The organism is Rhodococcus sp. Z13 (assembly GCF_025837095.1).
GTDB lineage: Bacteria > Actinomycetota > Actinomycetes > Mycobacteriales > Mycobacteriaceae > Rhodococcus > Rhodococcus sacchari.
Window position 1 is genome coordinate 3,794,035 of record NZ_CP107551.1, and the last position, 14,974, is coordinate 3,809,008.

Below are 14,974 nucleotides of genomic sequence, written 5' to 3' on the forward strand. Positions count from 1 at the left end.
CGGTTCAGCGGGCCCGCGCGTCCATCACCGCCAGGTGCGCGAACAGCGCGCTCGTTCCGATCGGATTGCCGCCGCCCGGGTAGACGGTGCCGCTCGGCGCCGCCATCGTGTTGCCCGCCGCGTACAGGCCGGGGATCGGCTCGCCCGCGGTGTCGAGGACCCGCCCGACGGTGTCGGTCCGCAGACCGCCCTTGGTGCCGAGATCCGAGAGGCCGAACTGCGCGGCGTGGAAAGGGCCCTGCTCGATCGGGACGAGCGCGGACCCGCCGCCGGTGAAGGCCAGGTCGTAGGGCTCGTCGCCGCGGCCGAAGTCCTCGTCGACACCCTTCGCGGCCAGGTCGTTCCACCGCGCGACGGTCGCCTTCAGTGATTCGGCGGGCACCCCGATCTGCTCGGCGAGCTCCTCGAGGGTCTCGGCGGTCCGCCACAGTCCGGCCCCGACGTACTTCTCGGTCTCCACCAGGGGCACGTTCGTCGCAGCGACCGGCGGCACTTCACCGGCCCGGTCGTCGTAGATCATCCAGAACGGCAGCGTCATCTCGCCTCGCTCCATCCGGGCGATGACGTCGCGGCCGAGCCGGTCGTAGGGTGCGTACTCGTTGGTGAAGCGCTTGCCGTCCTGGTCGACGAAGATGCCGCCGGTGAAGCACAGCGCGAACGCGGAGCGCCCGTCCGGGTGCGTGAGACCCGGCGACCACCAGGCCTCCCCCATCAGGTCGACGTCGGCGCCCACGGCCATACCCGCCTGGTGTGCCTTGCCGAGATTCGACCACGGCCCCATCGAGTCGCGAGCGGTGCCCGGCACCCCGTACTTGCTGCGCATCTCGTCGTTGTGATCGAACCCGCCGGCGGCGAGGACGACGCCCTTGCGTGCGCGGATCGCTCGGCGCTCACCGTCGTTACCGACGATCGCGCCCACCACCGAGCCGTCCTCGACCACGAGCTCCTCGAGCGGGGTGTTCCGGTACAGCTGCACGTCGGGGTACTTGCGCAGTGCGATGAGGAAACGGCCGATCAGGGCACGGCCGCCGATGAGGGTGTCGGGCAGGGGTTCACCGAGACGTTCGCGGCCGAGCGGGCCGCGGATGGACTCGTTGAGTTCCGGATCGTCGGCGACGTGCTTCGGTTTCGGGGTGATGTGCCGCCCCTGGGCGCGGGCCTTCGGTGCCTTGCCGAAGTAGTCCGGCCACGGGTAGACCATGAACTCCAGGTCCTCGTCGGCCTCGAGATAGTCGATGAGCGGGGCCCCGCCGCGGACGTAGGCCTCCTGCAGCTCGGGCGGGGTGCGGTCGCCGACGACGGCGCGGTAGTAGGTCAGGGCGTCCTCGAGAGTGTCGTCGTCCCCGGCACGCTTCAGGACCGCGTTGGTGGGGAACCAGACGCCGCCACCCCCGGAGTACGCCGTGGTGCCGCCGAAGAATTCGGATGCCTCGACGAGGATCACCGAGAGTCCTTCACGCGCAGCGGTGTACGCCCCACAGCACCCTCCGGCACCTGATCCGACCACGAGGACGTCGCATTCTTCCGCCCACTCCGCCATGACTGCCGCCTTCCGTAGACCGTTCGTGTGGAACAAGTCACACTAGGCAGATCCCGCAGGCCTCCGATGCGGTCGTCCCGTTGGGCGGGAAAAGATCAGTCCCGGCGGTTGCGGGGCTTCCACACCACCAGGGCGTTGCTCCGCGGAATCGGAACCAGATCCCCTCGCGACGAACGCAACCGGTCGATCTCCGCGTTCAGCTCGGAGACACGCTGCTGCAGCGCCTCGACCTGGTTGGTGAGTTCGATGATCCGTTTGATGCCGGCCAGGTTGACGCCCTCGTCCTGCGACAGCCGCTGCACCTCGCGCAGCAGTTCGACGTCGCGGGGCGAGTAGCGGCGTCCTCCACCGCTGGTGCGGTGCGGGGTGACCAGGCCGAGGCGGTCGTAGTTACGCAGCGTCTGCGCGTGCATCCCGGCGAGTTCCGCCGCCACGGAGATGACATAGACGCGCGCATCCGGATCCGGGGACATGTCCCGCGGCATTCTCGTCTCGCTCATCACGCACCTGCCCATCCCTCTCGCGGATCGAAGCCACTTGCCTCCTCCGCACGAAGATAGTTCTGAAGGGCTTCCGCCGCCTTCTCGTCCAGCTTCTGCGGGATCGCGACCTTGACGGTGACGAGGAGGTCGCCGGCGCCGCCCCCACGCTTGGGGACGCCGCGTCCGCGCACCCGCAGCACGCGGCCGTCGGCGGTGCCCGGCGGGATCTTCAGGCCCACCCGGCCGTCGAGGGTCGGCACCGAGACGGTGCCGCCGAGGACGAGTTCGCCGTAGCTGACGGGCAGCACCAGCGTCAGGTCGTCGCCTTCCCGGCCGAAGACACGGTCGGGGCGGACGTGGACGGTGACGTACAGGTCGCCCGACGGGGCGCCGCGCAGCCCGGCCTCGCCCTGACCGGCGAGCCGGATCCGCGAGCCGTCCTTGATGCCCGCCGGCACCCGCACGGTGATGGTGCGCGTGCGGTTCTGGATCCCGGTGCCCCGGCAGTCGGAGCACGGATTGTCGATGATCGAGCCGGTGCCGCGGCAGTCGTCGCACGGCTCGGAGAAACCGAAGGCACCCTGGTTGCGGGAGACCACACCGCTTCCGTTGCAGTGCGGGCACACCCGCGGGCTGGTGCCGGGCTGTGCGCCGCTGCCGTGGCAGGTCGTGCACGGAGCCGGGCTCGTCAGCCGCAGCGGGACGGTGACGCCCTTGACGGCGTCCCGGAAGTCGAGCGTCGTCTCGGTCTCGACGTCGCCGCCGCGACGCGGACGCGAGCGGCCGGCCGAGGCACCACCGGCACGGTTGAACAGGCCACCGAAGAGGTCGCCGAGACCACCCTCGGCGCCGCCGAACAGGTCGCCGATGTCGAAGGTGGCCCCGGTGCCTCCGGAGAATCCACCGGCGCCGGGCCGGAAGCCGCCGGGCATGCCACCCGAGGCGAACAGGCGCCGGGTCTCGTCGTACTCCCGGCGCTTGGCAGGGTCGGACAGGACGGCGTTGGCCTCGCTGACGGCCTTGAACCGTTCCTCGGCCTTGGCGTCACCCGGATTGGCGTCGGGATGCAGGTCCCGCGCCAGCTTCCGGTAGGCCTTCTTGATCTCGTCCTGTGTCGCGTCGGGGGAGACGCCCAGGTCCTTGTAGAAGTCCTTCTCGATCCACTCCCGTTGGCTCACCGGGCGTCTCCTCCTTTCGCGTTTTCTTGTTCTTACTCCGCGTCGGACCCGGCCGACGACGGTTGCTCCGGCGTGTCCGCCGGGTCACCGTCGGTCACCGTGACCATCGCGTGCCGCAGGACGCGTTCGCCGAAGCGATAACCCTTGCGCAGGACCGCCCCGAGTACGGGGTGGTTTCCGTCGCCCTCCATCTGGACGGCTTCGTGCAGCTCGGGATCGAAGGACTCGCCCTCCTCGCCGAAGGCCGCCAGGCCGAGGGAGTCGAAGACCCCGGTCAGCTTGTCGGACAGTGCCTTCAACGGTCCCGTCTCGAGATCGCCGTGGGCGCGGGCCCGATCCAGATCGTCGAGGACGTCCAGGAACTTCGCAGCCACGCCGGCCTTGGCCTCCTCGGCCGCAGCCAGACGCTGGGCCTCGGCGCGACGGCGATAGTTCGCGAACTCCGCGGTGACACGCTGGAGGTCGGCGGTGCGCTCGGCGAGTTCCTTCGCCTCCTGCGACTGACCTTCCGTTTCTTCGGTTTCCGGCTCGGGAGCCGACTCGGTCGCCTCCGCTGCGGGGGCCTCGGCCTCCTCGGTGCGCTGTTCGTCGCGCACCTCGAAGGTCTCGGGGTCGATCCGCCGCTTGTCGGTGACGGTCACCGGCTCCTGCTCGGGCTTGTCCGCAGTCACTTCTTCTCCGAATCGTTCGGCTCGTCGACGACCTCGGCGTCGACGACGTCGTCGGCACCACCGGCGGCCGCGCCGTCACCGGCAGCACCGCCCTCGGCGCCCTGCGCTTCGTAGATCGCCTGGCCGAGCGCCTGCGACTCGGTCGCCAGCTTCTCGACGGCGGACTTGACCGCGTCGATGTCGGAGCCGGCGAGGGCGTCCTTGACGTCCTTGATCGCGGTCTCGACCTTCTCCTTGACGTCGCCCGGGACCTTGTCCTCGTTCTCCTTGACGAACTTCTCCGTCTGGTGGACGAGCGACTCGGCCTGGTTGCGGGCCTCCGCTTCCTCGCGACGCTTGCGGTCCTCCTCGGCGTGGGCCTCGGCGTCCTTGACCATCCGGTCGATCTCCTCCTGGGACAGGCCGGAGCCTTCCTGGATCTTGATCGTGTTCTCCTTGCCGGTGCCCTTGTCGCGGGCGGTGACGTGGACGATGCCGTTGGCGTCGATGTCGAAGGTCACCTCGATCTGCGGGACACCGCGCGGAGCCGGGGCGATGCCGCCGAGCTCGAACGAGCCGAGCAGCTTGTTGTGCGCCGCGATCTCACGCTCACCCTGGTAGACCTGGATCTGCACCGACGGCTGGTTGTCCTCGGCGGTGGTGAAGGTCTCCGACCGCTTGGTGGGGATCGTGGTGTTGCGCTCGATGAGCTTGGTCATCACGCCGCCCTTGGTCTCGATACCCAGCGACAGCGGGGTGACGTCGAGCAGGAGCACGTCCTTGACCTCGCCCTTGAGCACGCCGGCCTGCAGAGCGGCGCCCACGGCGACGACCTCGTCCGGGTTGACACCCTTGTTGGGTTCACGGCCGCCGGTCAGCTCGCGCACCAGATCGGTGACGGCGGGCATGCGGGTCGAGCCGCCGACCAGCACGACGTGGTCGATGTCGCCGACAGAGATGCCGGCGTCCTTGACGACCTGCTGGAACGGAGCGCGGGTGCGCTCGAGGAGGTCGCCGGTGATGCGCTGGAACTCCGAGCGGGACAGCTGCTCGTCGAGGAACAGCGGGTTCTTGTCGGCGTCCACGGTGATGTACGGGAGGTTGATCGAGGTCGACTGCGAGGAGGACAGCTCGATCTTGGCCTTCTCCGCGGCCTCACGCAGACGCTGCATGGCCATCTTGTCCTTGGTCAGGTCGACGCCGTGCTGCGACTTGAACTTCTCGACGAGCCAGTCGACGATGCGCTGGTCCCAGTCGTCGCCACCGAGGTGGTTGTCGCCGGAGGTCGCGCGGACCTCGACGACGCCGTCGCCGATCTCGAGCAGGGACACGTCGAAGGTGCCGCCACCGAGGTCGAAGACCAGGATGGTCTGCTCCTTCTCGCCCTTGTCGAGGCCGTACGCGAGGGCGGCCGCGGTGGGCTCGTTGACGATGCGCAGGACGTTGAGGCCGGCGATGGTGCCGGCTTCCTTCGTCGCCTGACGCTGGGCGTCGTTGAAGTAGGCCGGGACGGTGATGACCGCGTCGGTGATCTCCTCACCGAGGTAGGCCTCGGCGTCGCGCTTGAGCTTCATGAGCGTGCGCGCGCTGATCTCCTGCGGGGTGTACTTCTTGTCGTCGATCGCAACGGTCCAGTCGGTGCCGATGTGGCGCTTGACCGAACGGATGGTGCGGTCGACGTTGGTGACCGCCTGGTTCTTCGCGGGCTGCCCCACGAGGACCTCGCCGTTCTTCGCAAAGGCGACGACGGACGGGGTGGTGCGCGATCCTTCGGAGTTGGCGACCACGACGGGCTCACCGCCCTCCAGGACAGCAACAACCGAGTTGGTGGTTCCGAGGTCGATGCCGACCGCACGAGCCATGTCAATTCCTCCAATGTTCTCGCCGCGGCACCGGGGGCACCGCGAAAACTTTCCATGCCCAACCTGAGTCTGTTCGACTCAACTGAGCGCGGTCGACTCAAGCCTGCACTCCCGGGGTTCTCCCCGTCAAGTGAAGTTGAGTCCGATGCGCTCAAGTTGTCTGACTCATCCAACGGCAGGTCGCGATTTTTTGTTCCACGAGTGATGCAGATCACAAGTCGCTGCAGGGCCGCCCTCCCACCCTCCCGATCCCGCTCACGGAAACGACCCGCTGGGCGGGAAGGACCGGTGCCCCGCCCGTTTCCCCCGACCTAGCGTGAGGCCACTCCACGAACCTCCGAGTCCGTTCCCGGACCGGACCGTTCGCGCTCATGGAAGGACTCCAAGTTGAACGAACAGGATCCACGATCCCAGCTCACCGCACCCGAGGGCCCCACCGTCGACGCCACCCCGGACAGGACCGGGTCGTACGACGTCGTCGTGGTCGGGGCCGGCATCGCCGGTCTCTACGCGATCCACCGATTCCGCAGCCGAGGCCTGACGGTCCGCGCATTCGAGGCCGCGTCGGGAGTGGGCGGCGTCTGGTACTGGAACCGTTATCCCGGGGCGCGCTGCGACGTCGAATCGGTCGACTACTCCTATTCCTTCTCCCCCGAACTCGAGCAGGAATGGAACTGGAGCGAGAAGTACGCCACCCAGCCCGAGATCCTCGCCTATCTCGAGCACGTCGCCGACCGGTTCGACCTGCGCCGCGACATCCGGTTCGACACCCGCGTCACCTCCGCGATCCTCGACGAGGACGGCCTGCACTGGACCGTGCGCACCGACCGCGGTGACGAGGTCCGTGCCCGCTTCCTCGTGGTGGCCGCCGGGCCGCTGTCGAACGCGAACACCCCGGCCTTCGACGGTCTCGACCGCTTCACCGGCGACATCGTCCACACGGCCCGCTGGCCCCACGACGGCGTCGATTTCACCGGCAAGCGCGTCGGTGTGATCGGCACCGGATCGTCGGGCATCCAGTCGATCCCGATCATCGCCGAACAGGCCGAGCAGCTGTTCGTCTTCCAGCGCTCGGCGAACTACAGCATCCCCGCAGGCAACGCACCGCTCGACGACGCCACCCGCGCCGAACAGAAGGCGAACTACGCCGAACGACGCAGGCTGTCCTGGGAGTCCGGTGGAGGCTCCCCGCACCAGCCGCACCCGAAGTCGGCCCTCGAGGTGTCCGAGGAGGAGCGGCGCGCCGTCTACGAGGAACGCTGGAAGCTCGGCGGTGTCCTCTTCTCCAAGGCGTTCCCCGATCAGCTCACCGATCCGGCGGCCAACGACACCGCCCGCGCGTTCTGGGAGGAGAAGATCCGGGCGGTCGTCGACGATCCCGCGGTCGCCGAACTGCTGATCCCCAAGGACCACGCCATCGGCGCCAAGCGCATCGTCACCGACAGCGGGTACTACGAGACGTACAACCGCGACGACGTCGAACTCGTCGACCTGCGCAGCACCCCGATCGTGGGTATGGACGAGACCGGCATCGTCACCACCGGCGCTCATTACGACCTCGACGTGATCGTCCTCGCGACCGGCTTCGACGCCATGACCGGTTCGCTCGACAAGATCGAGATCGTCGGCCGCGGTGGTTGCACCCTGAAGGAGAAGTGGGCGGCCGGCCCGCGGACCTATCTCGGGCTCGGTATCGACGGCTTCCCCAACTTCTTCAACCTCACCGGTCCCGGCAGCCCGTCGGTCCTCGCGAACATGGTGCTGCACTCCGAACTCCACGTCGACTGGGTCGCCGATGCGATCGCCTATCTCGATGCGCGCGGCGCCGCCGGTATCGAGGGCACACCGGAGGCCGTCGCCGACTGGGTGGACGAATGCCGCAACCGGGCCGAGGCGTCGCTGCTGAACTCCGCGAACTCCTGGTATCTCGGCGCGAACATCCCCGGGAAGCCCCGCGTGTTCATGCCCTTCCTCGGCGGCTTCGGGGCCTACCGCGAGATCATCACGGAGGTGGCCGAATCCGGTTACAAGGGGTTCGCGATCCTCGAGGGTCCGGACCCCGGACGGTAGGACGGAGGACCACCGGTTGCACCCGTCGAGCAATTCGTCCGGGCGCAGCCGGTGGTCGGTCGACGCAGCGGTTGCTCGACCAGCGGTTACCTGACGCAGCGGTTACTTGACGCAGTGGCCGGCGTCGACGGGCAGGGTGACACCGGTGATGTAGCGGGATTCGTCGGAGGCGAGGAACAGACTCGCGTTCGCGATGTCCTCGGGTTCGATCAGCGGCACGGGGAGCAGGTGCATCGACTGCAGGGCAGTTTCGAACTGCTCCCGTGTGGGATTCTCGACACCGGGGCAGAAGGTGCGCATCGTGGCCGGGTTCTCCACCATCGTGGTCCGGGTGTTGGCGGGGTGGATCGTGTTGACCCGCACCCGATGTGGGGCGAGTTCGTTGGCGAGCGACTTCATCAACCCCACGACGCCGTGCTTGGCCGCGGTGTAGTGGCCGACGTTCACCAGCCCACGCAGACCGGCGATCGAGCTGACGAGCACGATCGATCCCCCACGCCCACCGGCGACGATGTACGGGATCGCGGCCTTGCAGGTGCGCCAGACCCCGGTGAGGTTGACGTCGAGCACGGCCCGCCAACGTTCGGGGTCCATCTCCGTCACCCGGCCCGACGAACTGATCCCCGCCGTCGCGCAGACGACGTCGAGCCGGCCGAGCGCCGCGACCCCCTGTGCCACCGCGTCGTCGAGCGACGGCTGATCGCGCACGTCCACCTCGTAGGCGCAGATCCTCCGGCCGAGCGATTCGACGAGTCGCACGGTCTCGGCGAGATCGGCCGGTGACGCGCCGGGTGTGGTCGCGTGGTCCACCGGGGCGCACACGTCGACGGCGACGATGTCGGCGCCCTCCTGCGCGAACCGCACCGCCTGGGCGCGGCCCATCCCCCGTGCCGCGCCGGTGATCAGCGCGACCCTGCCGTCCAGACGTCCGCTCATCACGCCACCTTCTGGGTCAGGCCGCCGTCGACGACCATCTGCAGGCCGGTGACGTAACGGGATTCGTCGGAGGCGAGGAACAGCACCGCATTGCCCACGTCGACCGGTTCGACCCACGGCACGCGCAGGAGCGTCTTCGTCGACAGCACCTCCGCGGCGTCCTCGGCGGTGGGCGCCTCGAGATCGGGACACAGCCGCGCGAAGGTCGTCGGGTTGAGGGTCATCGGCGTCGCTGCCGCACCCGGATGGACGGTGTTGACGCGGATCCTACGCGGCCCGAGTTCGTTCGCCAGGGTCCTGGCCAGGCCGGTGACAGCGTGCTTCGCCGCCGAGTAGTGCGACGCTCCCGGTACGGCCTTGATCGCGGCGGTGGAACTGACGAGGATCACCGAGCCACCGGAGGGGCCGAGTTCGGCGACACCGGCTCTGACGGTGTGCCACGTTCCGGTGAGATTGACGTCGATCGACCGGTTCCAGATCTCGTCGTCGATCTCCCAGGACGGACCCGGATTGTCGCTGATGCCGGCGTTCGCGACGACGACGTCGAGCGGCCCGAGTTCGGACACGCCGGCCCGTACCGCCGCGACCACGGCGTCGAGGTCGCGGATGTCCGCCGTTCCGGTGGTGATCCGGCGGCCCGTCGCACGCACGAGGCGGGCGGTCTCGTCCAGTCCGGCCTCGGTGCGACCGCCCGGCAGGTCCAGCGCGACGATGTCGGCGCCTTCCTCCGCCAGCCGCGTCGCGCACGCGCGCCCGAGCCCACCGGCGGCACCCGTGATCAGCGCGACCTTTCCCGTCATCCGTGTCATGGAACGTTCCTTTCGCCGTGATGTGTCGCGACGCTAACGACCGGCGATGCCCGCACGGGAGGACTTCTCCCGGGTGACGGGAGGTGTCCTCCCCGACTGCTCGTCACGTTCCATCCAGCGGGAGACATGCTTCACGCGGTGAGTGGCCGACGCGTTCCATGAGGCGCATCACAAGTCTCTCCACCCACAGACGGCACGGAGGAATTCATGTCCATCGACACCGCACGCTCCGCATCGGACGACGACGTCGAGGTCCGCGAGATCGAGGCCGCGGCCGCTCCCACCCGTTTCGCGCGTGGCTGGCACTGCCTCGGTCTGCTCCGCGACTTCCAGGACGGCAAGCCGCACTCCATCGAGGCATTCGGCACCAAGCTGGTCGTGTTCGCGGACAGCACGGGAAAGCTCAACGTCCTCGACGCGTACTGCCGGCACATGGGTGGCGACCTGAGCCGCGGCGAGGTCAAGGGCGATTCGATCGCGTGTCCGTTCCACGACTGGCGCTGGAACGGCAAGGGCCGGTGCACCGACATCCCCTACGCCCGGCGCGTTCCACCGATCGCGAAGACCCGCGCCTGGACGACCCTCGAACGCAACGGCCAGCTGTACGTCTGGAACGACCCGCAGGGCAACCCTCCTCCGGAGGACGTCACCATCCCGGAGATCGCCGGCTACGGCACCGACGAGTGGACGGACTGGAGCTGGAAGAGTCTGCGTATCAAGGGTTCGCACTGTCGTGAGATCGTCGACAACGTCGTGGACATGGCGCACTTCTTCTACATCCACTACTCGTTCCCGCGCTACTTCAAGAACGTCTTCGAGGGCCACACCGCCACGCAGTACATGCACTCGACCGGCCGCGAGGACGTCGTCAGCGGGACCAACTACGACGATCCCAACGCCGAGCTCCGTTCGGAAGCGACCTATTTCGGTCCGTCGTACATGATCGACTGGCTCGAATCGGATGCCAACGGCCAGACCATCGAGACGGTCCTCATCAACTGCCACTATCCGGTGAGCAACAACGAGTTCGTGCTGCAGTACGGCGCGATCGTCAAGAAGCTCCCGGGAGTGTCGGACGAGGTCGCCGCGGGGATGGCCGCGCAGTTCGCCGAGGGTGTGCAGCTCGGTTTCGAGCAGGACGTCGAGATCTGGAAGCACAAGGCGCCCATCGACAATCCGCTGCTGTCCGAGGAGGACGGGCCGGTCTACCAGCTGCGTCGCTGGTACCAGCAGTTCTACGTCGACGTCGAGGACATCACCGAGGACATGACCAAGCGCTTCGAGTTCGAGATCGACACCACCCGGGCGGTCGCGAGCTGGCAGAAGGAGGTCGCGGAGAACCTCGCGAAGCAGGCCGAAGGCTCGGTCGCGACCCCCTGACGTCCCTCGCCGCACCCCTCCCCACCAGAAGGAACACGATCATGAGCTACGAAGTGCTGGCCGGCATCGAGGCGGCCGCCGACGACATCTTCCTCGAAGGCATCGAAGCCGAACGGATCGGCAAGGTCGCCGACGCGACCGTCAAGCGCATGAAGGAGTCCGGCTCGATCCGTATGTTGCAGCCCAAGGAGCACGGCGGTTTCGAGTCGCATCCGCGCGAGTTCGCGGAGACGGTCATGCGGATGGCGTCGCTCAACCCCTCGGCGGGCTGGGTCCACGGCATCGTCGGGGTGCATCCCTGGCAGCTCGCGTTCGCCGATCCCCGGGTCCAGCAGGAGGTCTGGGGCGAGAACCAGGACACGTGGCTCGCGTCACCGTACATGCCGGGCGGCATGTGTGTGCCGGTCGACGGCGGTTACAGGTTCTCCGGCAGGTGGTCGTTCTCCTCGGGCACCGACCACTGCGACTGGGCGTTCCTCGGCGCGATGGCATGCAATCCGGACGGCAGCGTGCAGATGCCGCCGCGCATGCTGCACGTGATCGTCCCGCGGTCCGACTACCGGATCATCGACGACTCGTGGGACGTCGTGGGCCTGCGCGGAACGGGGTCGAAGGACGTCGTGGTCGAGGACGCCTTCGTGCCGGACTACCGCGTCATGGACTGTGACGAGGTCATCGACGGCACCGCCGTCCGCAAGTACGGCCGCACCGAATCGCTGTACCTGATGCCGTGGTCGAACATGTTCCCGCTCGGCATCACCTCGGCCACCATCGGTATCTGCGAGGGCCTGTTGCACCACGCCAACGAGTACCAGCGCGAGCGCATCAATCCGCAGGGCACGGCCGTCAAGGACGATCCCTACACCCTGTTCGCGATCGGTGAGGCCACGGCGAAACTGCGGTCGGCGAGGGATTCGTTGCTCGCCAACGTCGATCGCATGTGGGACATCGTCGATTCCGGGAGGACGCCGACCTTCGAGCAGCGTGCTCTCGGCCGCGAGACCCAGGTGAACGCCGCCTGGCAGGCCGTCACGGCAATCGACCAGGTCTACGCCCGGTGCGGCGGTAACGCACTGCGGATGGACAAGCCGATGCAGCGCTTCTGGCGCGACGCGCACGCCGGTCTGCACCACGCGATCCACGTCCCGGGCACGGTCTACCACGCGGCGACGCTGAGCGGACTCGGTGTGGATCCGCAGGGCCCGCTGCGGGCGATGATCTGACCTTCCATCACATCCGAATCGACAACGGAGACAACAGTATGAGCAAGTCCGACGTCGGTGGCTTCGGCACCGACATCCGCGGTCTGGGATACGTGAGGATCCAGACGAACGATATGGAGCGCTGGCGGAGGTTCGCCTTCGAGGTCCTCGGTTTCGCCCAGGGGTCCGGCCCGGAGGAGAATGCGCTGTACCTGCGGATGGACGAGCGCAGCGCGCGCATCGTGGTGGTGCCGGGCGAGGACGACCGGGTCGTCACGATCGGCTGGGAGGTCCGCGACCGCGCAGCCCTGGCCCGCGTCCGGGCGGCCGTCGAGGCGGCCGGGGTGGCGGTCAAGCCGCTGTCGGTCGAGGAGGCGGACCTGCGCCGGGTGGAGGAGGTCATCACCTTCCAGGATCCGAGCGGCGCGACCCTCGAGGTCTTCCACGGTCCGGTGCTCGACCACAGTCCGGTGGTGACCCCGTTCGGCGCGAAGTTCGTGACGGGCGCGCAGGGACTCGGCCACGTCGTCCTGCCCGTCACCGACATCGATGGCACCTTCGACTTCTACACCGAGGTCCTCGGCTTCCTGCCGCGGGGAGCCTTCCGGTTGCCGGCACCGCCGGAGTTCGGGCCGGTCCGCCTGCGCTTCCTGGGGGTCAACCAGCGTCACCACAGCCTCGCGTTGATTCCGGCCCCGCACGGTGGCGCTCCGGGCCTGATCCACCTCATGGTCGAGGTCGACACCCTCGACGCGGTCGGCCAGGCCCTCGACCGGGTCGTCGAGGACGGTTTCTCGGTGTCGTCGACGCTGGGTCGCCACACGAACGACAAGATGGTGTCGTTCTACGTCCGGGCCCCCGGTGGCTGGGACATCGAATTCGGTACCGACGGGTTGCTCGTGGACGAGACGTTCTACACGTCCGAGGAGATCACCGCCGACAGTTACTGGGGTCACGACTGGTCCGGGAGCGAGCCTCTCGCCGCCATGTGACGTCCTGCCCGGTCCGCCGGACAACTGCAGAATCGCTCCCCGATGAGGGGGAACCCCATCCACGAGGACAGCGGGTTCCCCCTCTTCGGCGTGCAATCTCGGTGATCCACTTCACAAATCCGCGCGCGTATGTCACTATTTCTAATAGAAAGACCCATGTCAGTTGGGTTTCCTGGCGTTCTCGCCCCTGATCGAGGGAGACATCGGTGACCGCACCCGCGACTGCAGACTCCACACCCACCGCGATTCTCGAACGGATCTCGCTCGTCCTCGATGCCTTCGACGGCCCGGGACGGCTCACACTCGCCCAGGTCGTCAGGCGGACCGGGCTGCCCCGCTCGTCCGCCCATCGGATGCTCGAACGACTGGTGGAGATGCGGTGGCTGCGCCGCGAGGGCCGCGACTACGAACTCGGCACCCGGTTGATGGAGCTCGGCTCGATCGCCGTCCACCAGAACCGCCTGCACAGCGCTGCCGCGCCGATCCTGCACGAGCTGCACCGCACCACCGGTTACGTCGTGCACCTCGGTGTCCTCGACGGATCCGACGTGCTCTATCTCGACAAGGTCGGTGGCAGGCTCGCCACCGAGCTACCCACGCGTGTCGGCAGCCGCTATCCCGCGCACAACTCCGCGATCGGCAAGGCCCTGCTCGCCTACACCCCGCACAGCACCCACGACCTCACCCGTCTCACCCCCGAACTGCGCAAGGTCCGTGAGACGGGTGTGGCGTACGAGATGAGCCGGGTCTCCGGCGGGGTCGGCATCATCGCCGCCCCCATCGGTCCCGTCGGTGACGTCGTCGCCGCCCTGTCCATCTGCGGGCCGACCAGCCACCTCAAATTCGACCACCGCCACGCGGCCCCGGTTCGCATGGCTGCGAACGCCGTCCACCGATCCCTCACCGGACGCCCCCGCACCGCGCCGGTCGCGCCGAGGCCGCGGCACCAGGGGTCGCCCGCAGCGACGGCGCAGCCCAGCCTGCAGTACGCCTGAGCGTCTTCCCGCTCCTCCCGGACGGTTTCCCGGCCGGGCGGAGCGGATGGCTCAGCCGCGTTCGTGCCGTTCGAGACCGCGCTGTTCGAGGCCCTGAACGAAGTCCTCCACATCGCGCCAGGAGCCGGCGACCTCCGGCACGGGATTGCCCAGCTCGTCACGAACCCGGACGGACGCGAACGTCTCGGCGGCCTCGTCGATGTCGGCCAGCACCTGCTTCGCCAGGTCGATCTCGGCCTGGAAGTACCGTTCGGCCCAGACCAGGCTCATCCGAGAGAACGCCCATGCCGGTTCGCGGTTGGCGTGATCGCCGTGCAGCTTCGCCCGCTCCCGCATCGCCTCCATGTTCTCGATGTGCGACCGGACGAGCTTCTTCAGCTCCTCGGGTTCGTTGAGGTGCCCCATCCACAGCCGCAGCATCAGCCCGTGCTTGAGGACCGGCTGTTCGACGGGCGCATCACGCGACCAGTTCCGCACGGCGCGGGTGCCGCGTTCGGTGATGCGGTAGACCCGGCGCCCACGCTCCCCCGGCTCGGACACCATCTCCGACTCGGCCAGCCCCGCCGTCTCGAGCTTCTTCAGTTCGGCGTAGATCTGGCTGACGGACGGACTCCAGTAGAAGAATCCGATGCTCCAGTCCGCCCACTTCTTCAGGTCGTAACCGGTGAGTCCCTCACCGAGGGTGAGCATGCCCAGGACAGCCCAACTCGTGGCGGGCAACGATGGGTAACCGTCGTCGGAAGCGTCGGCGGCAGGCTCGATCTCGGGCATGATCGAAGCCTAACAGCCCAGGTAGAGACGGGTGCAGCACGCGGTCGTCCGCCCACTGAGCGGAATGTGGTCTCCCGTTCGGTGGGAGACCGGGCGACTCCGCCGAC

13 protein-coding genes are annotated in these 14,974 nt (G+C 68.1%); 5 read left to right on the plus strand and 8 right to left on the minus strand.

Annotated elements, in window-relative coordinates; all coding sequences use genetic code 11:
- Positions 1-4: 4 nt before the first annotated feature.
- The 5 genes from OED52_RS17430 to dnaK form a co-directional block, all read right to left on the minus strand.
- Positions 5-1,540 (minus strand): FAD-binding protein, encoded by a 1,536-nt coding sequence (locus tag OED52_RS17430; RefSeq protein ID WP_264152097.1) that lies wholly within the window; start codon positions 1,538-1,540, stop codon positions 5-7.
- A 95-nt stretch (positions 1,541-1,635) separates the two neighbouring features.
- Positions 1,636-2,040, minus strand: coding sequence for a heat shock protein transcriptional repressor HspR (locus tag OED52_RS17435; RefSeq protein WP_318841888.1), 405 nt, complete (start codon positions 2,038-2,040; stop codon positions 1,636-1,638).
- Positions 2,040-3,200, minus strand: a complete 1,161-nt coding sequence (gene dnaJ / locus OED52_RS17440; RefSeq protein WP_264152098.1) for a molecular chaperone DnaJ — start codon at positions 3,198-3,200, stop codon at positions 2,040-2,042. The genes OED52_RS17435 and dnaJ overlap by 1 nt, the downstream gene beginning before the upstream one ends.
- A 32-nt stretch (positions 3,201-3,232) precedes the next feature.
- Complete coding sequence (grpE, locus tag OED52_RS17445; protein WP_264152099.1) at positions 3,233-3,871, minus strand: nucleotide exchange factor GrpE; 639 nt, start codon at positions 3,869-3,871, stop codon at positions 3,233-3,235.
- A complete protein-coding gene (dnaK, locus tag OED52_RS17450; RefSeq protein ID WP_264152100.1) occupies positions 3,868-5,712 on the minus strand; it encodes a molecular chaperone DnaK in 1,845 nt (614 codons plus the stop codon). The genes grpE and dnaK overlap by 4 nt, the downstream gene beginning before the upstream one ends.
- 480 nt (positions 5,713-6,192) lie before the next feature.
- Here dnaK and OED52_RS17455 point away from each other — a divergent pair, with 480 nt between their 5' ends.
- Positions 6,193-7,782: a flavin-containing monooxygenase gene (locus OED52_RS17455; RefSeq protein ID WP_264154747.1), complete on the plus strand. Its 1,590-nt coding sequence runs from the start codon at positions 6,193-6,195 to the stop codon at positions 7,780-7,782.
- 102 nt (positions 7,783-7,884) lie between these two features.
- Here the strand turns inward: OED52_RS17455 and OED52_RS17460 are convergent, their stop codons facing one another.
- Both OED52_RS17460 and OED52_RS17465 read right to left on the minus strand, forming a co-directional pair.
- Positions 7,885-8,718, minus strand: a complete 834-nt coding sequence (locus OED52_RS17460) for a mycofactocin-coupled SDR family oxidoreductase (protein ID WP_264152101.1) — start codon at positions 8,716-8,718, stop codon at positions 7,885-7,887.
- Positions 8,718-9,527: a mycofactocin-coupled SDR family oxidoreductase gene (locus OED52_RS17465; RefSeq protein WP_264152102.1), complete on the minus strand. Its 810-nt coding sequence runs from the start codon at positions 9,525-9,527 to the stop codon at positions 8,718-8,720. The genes OED52_RS17460 and OED52_RS17465 overlap by 1 nt, the downstream gene beginning before the upstream one ends.
- Before the next feature lie 207 nt (positions 9,528-9,734).
- Here OED52_RS17465 and OED52_RS17470 point away from each other — a divergent pair, with 207 nt between their 5' ends.
- The 4 genes from OED52_RS17470 to OED52_RS17485 all read left to right on the plus strand — a co-directional run bounded on the left by OED52_RS17470 (position 9,735) and on the right by OED52_RS17485 (position 14,096).
- Positions 9,735-10,907 carry a 3-ketosteroid-9-alpha-hydroxylase subunit A gene (locus tag OED52_RS17470; protein ID WP_264152103.1) on the plus strand — a complete coding sequence of 391 codons (1,173 nt, stop codon included), beginning with the start codon at positions 9,735-9,737 and terminating at the stop codon, positions 10,905-10,907.
- A gap of 41 nt (positions 10,908-10,948) precedes the next feature.
- Complete coding sequence (locus OED52_RS17475) at positions 10,949-12,130, plus strand: acyl-CoA dehydrogenase family protein (protein ID WP_264152104.1); 1,182 nt, start codon at positions 10,949-10,951, stop codon at positions 12,128-12,130.
- Between the two features lie 38 nt (positions 12,131-12,168).
- Positions 12,169-13,101 (plus strand): biphenyl-2,3-diol 1,2-dioxygenase, encoded by a 933-nt coding sequence (gene bphC / locus OED52_RS17480; protein ID WP_264152105.1) that lies wholly within the window; start codon positions 12,169-12,171, stop codon positions 13,099-13,101.
- Positions 13,102-13,307: 206 nt separating this feature from the next.
- Positions 13,308-14,096: an IclR family transcriptional regulator gene (locus OED52_RS17485; RefSeq protein WP_264152106.1), complete on the plus strand. Its 789-nt coding sequence runs from the start codon at positions 13,308-13,310 to the stop codon at positions 14,094-14,096.
- A 51-nt stretch (positions 14,097-14,147) separates the two neighbouring features.
- Here the strand turns inward: OED52_RS17485 and OED52_RS17490 are convergent, their stop codons facing one another.
- Positions 14,148-14,867, minus strand: coding sequence for a PadR family transcriptional regulator (locus tag OED52_RS17490; protein WP_264152107.1), 720 nt, complete (start codon positions 14,865-14,867; stop codon positions 14,148-14,150).
- Positions 14,868-14,974 lie beyond the last annotated feature (107 nt).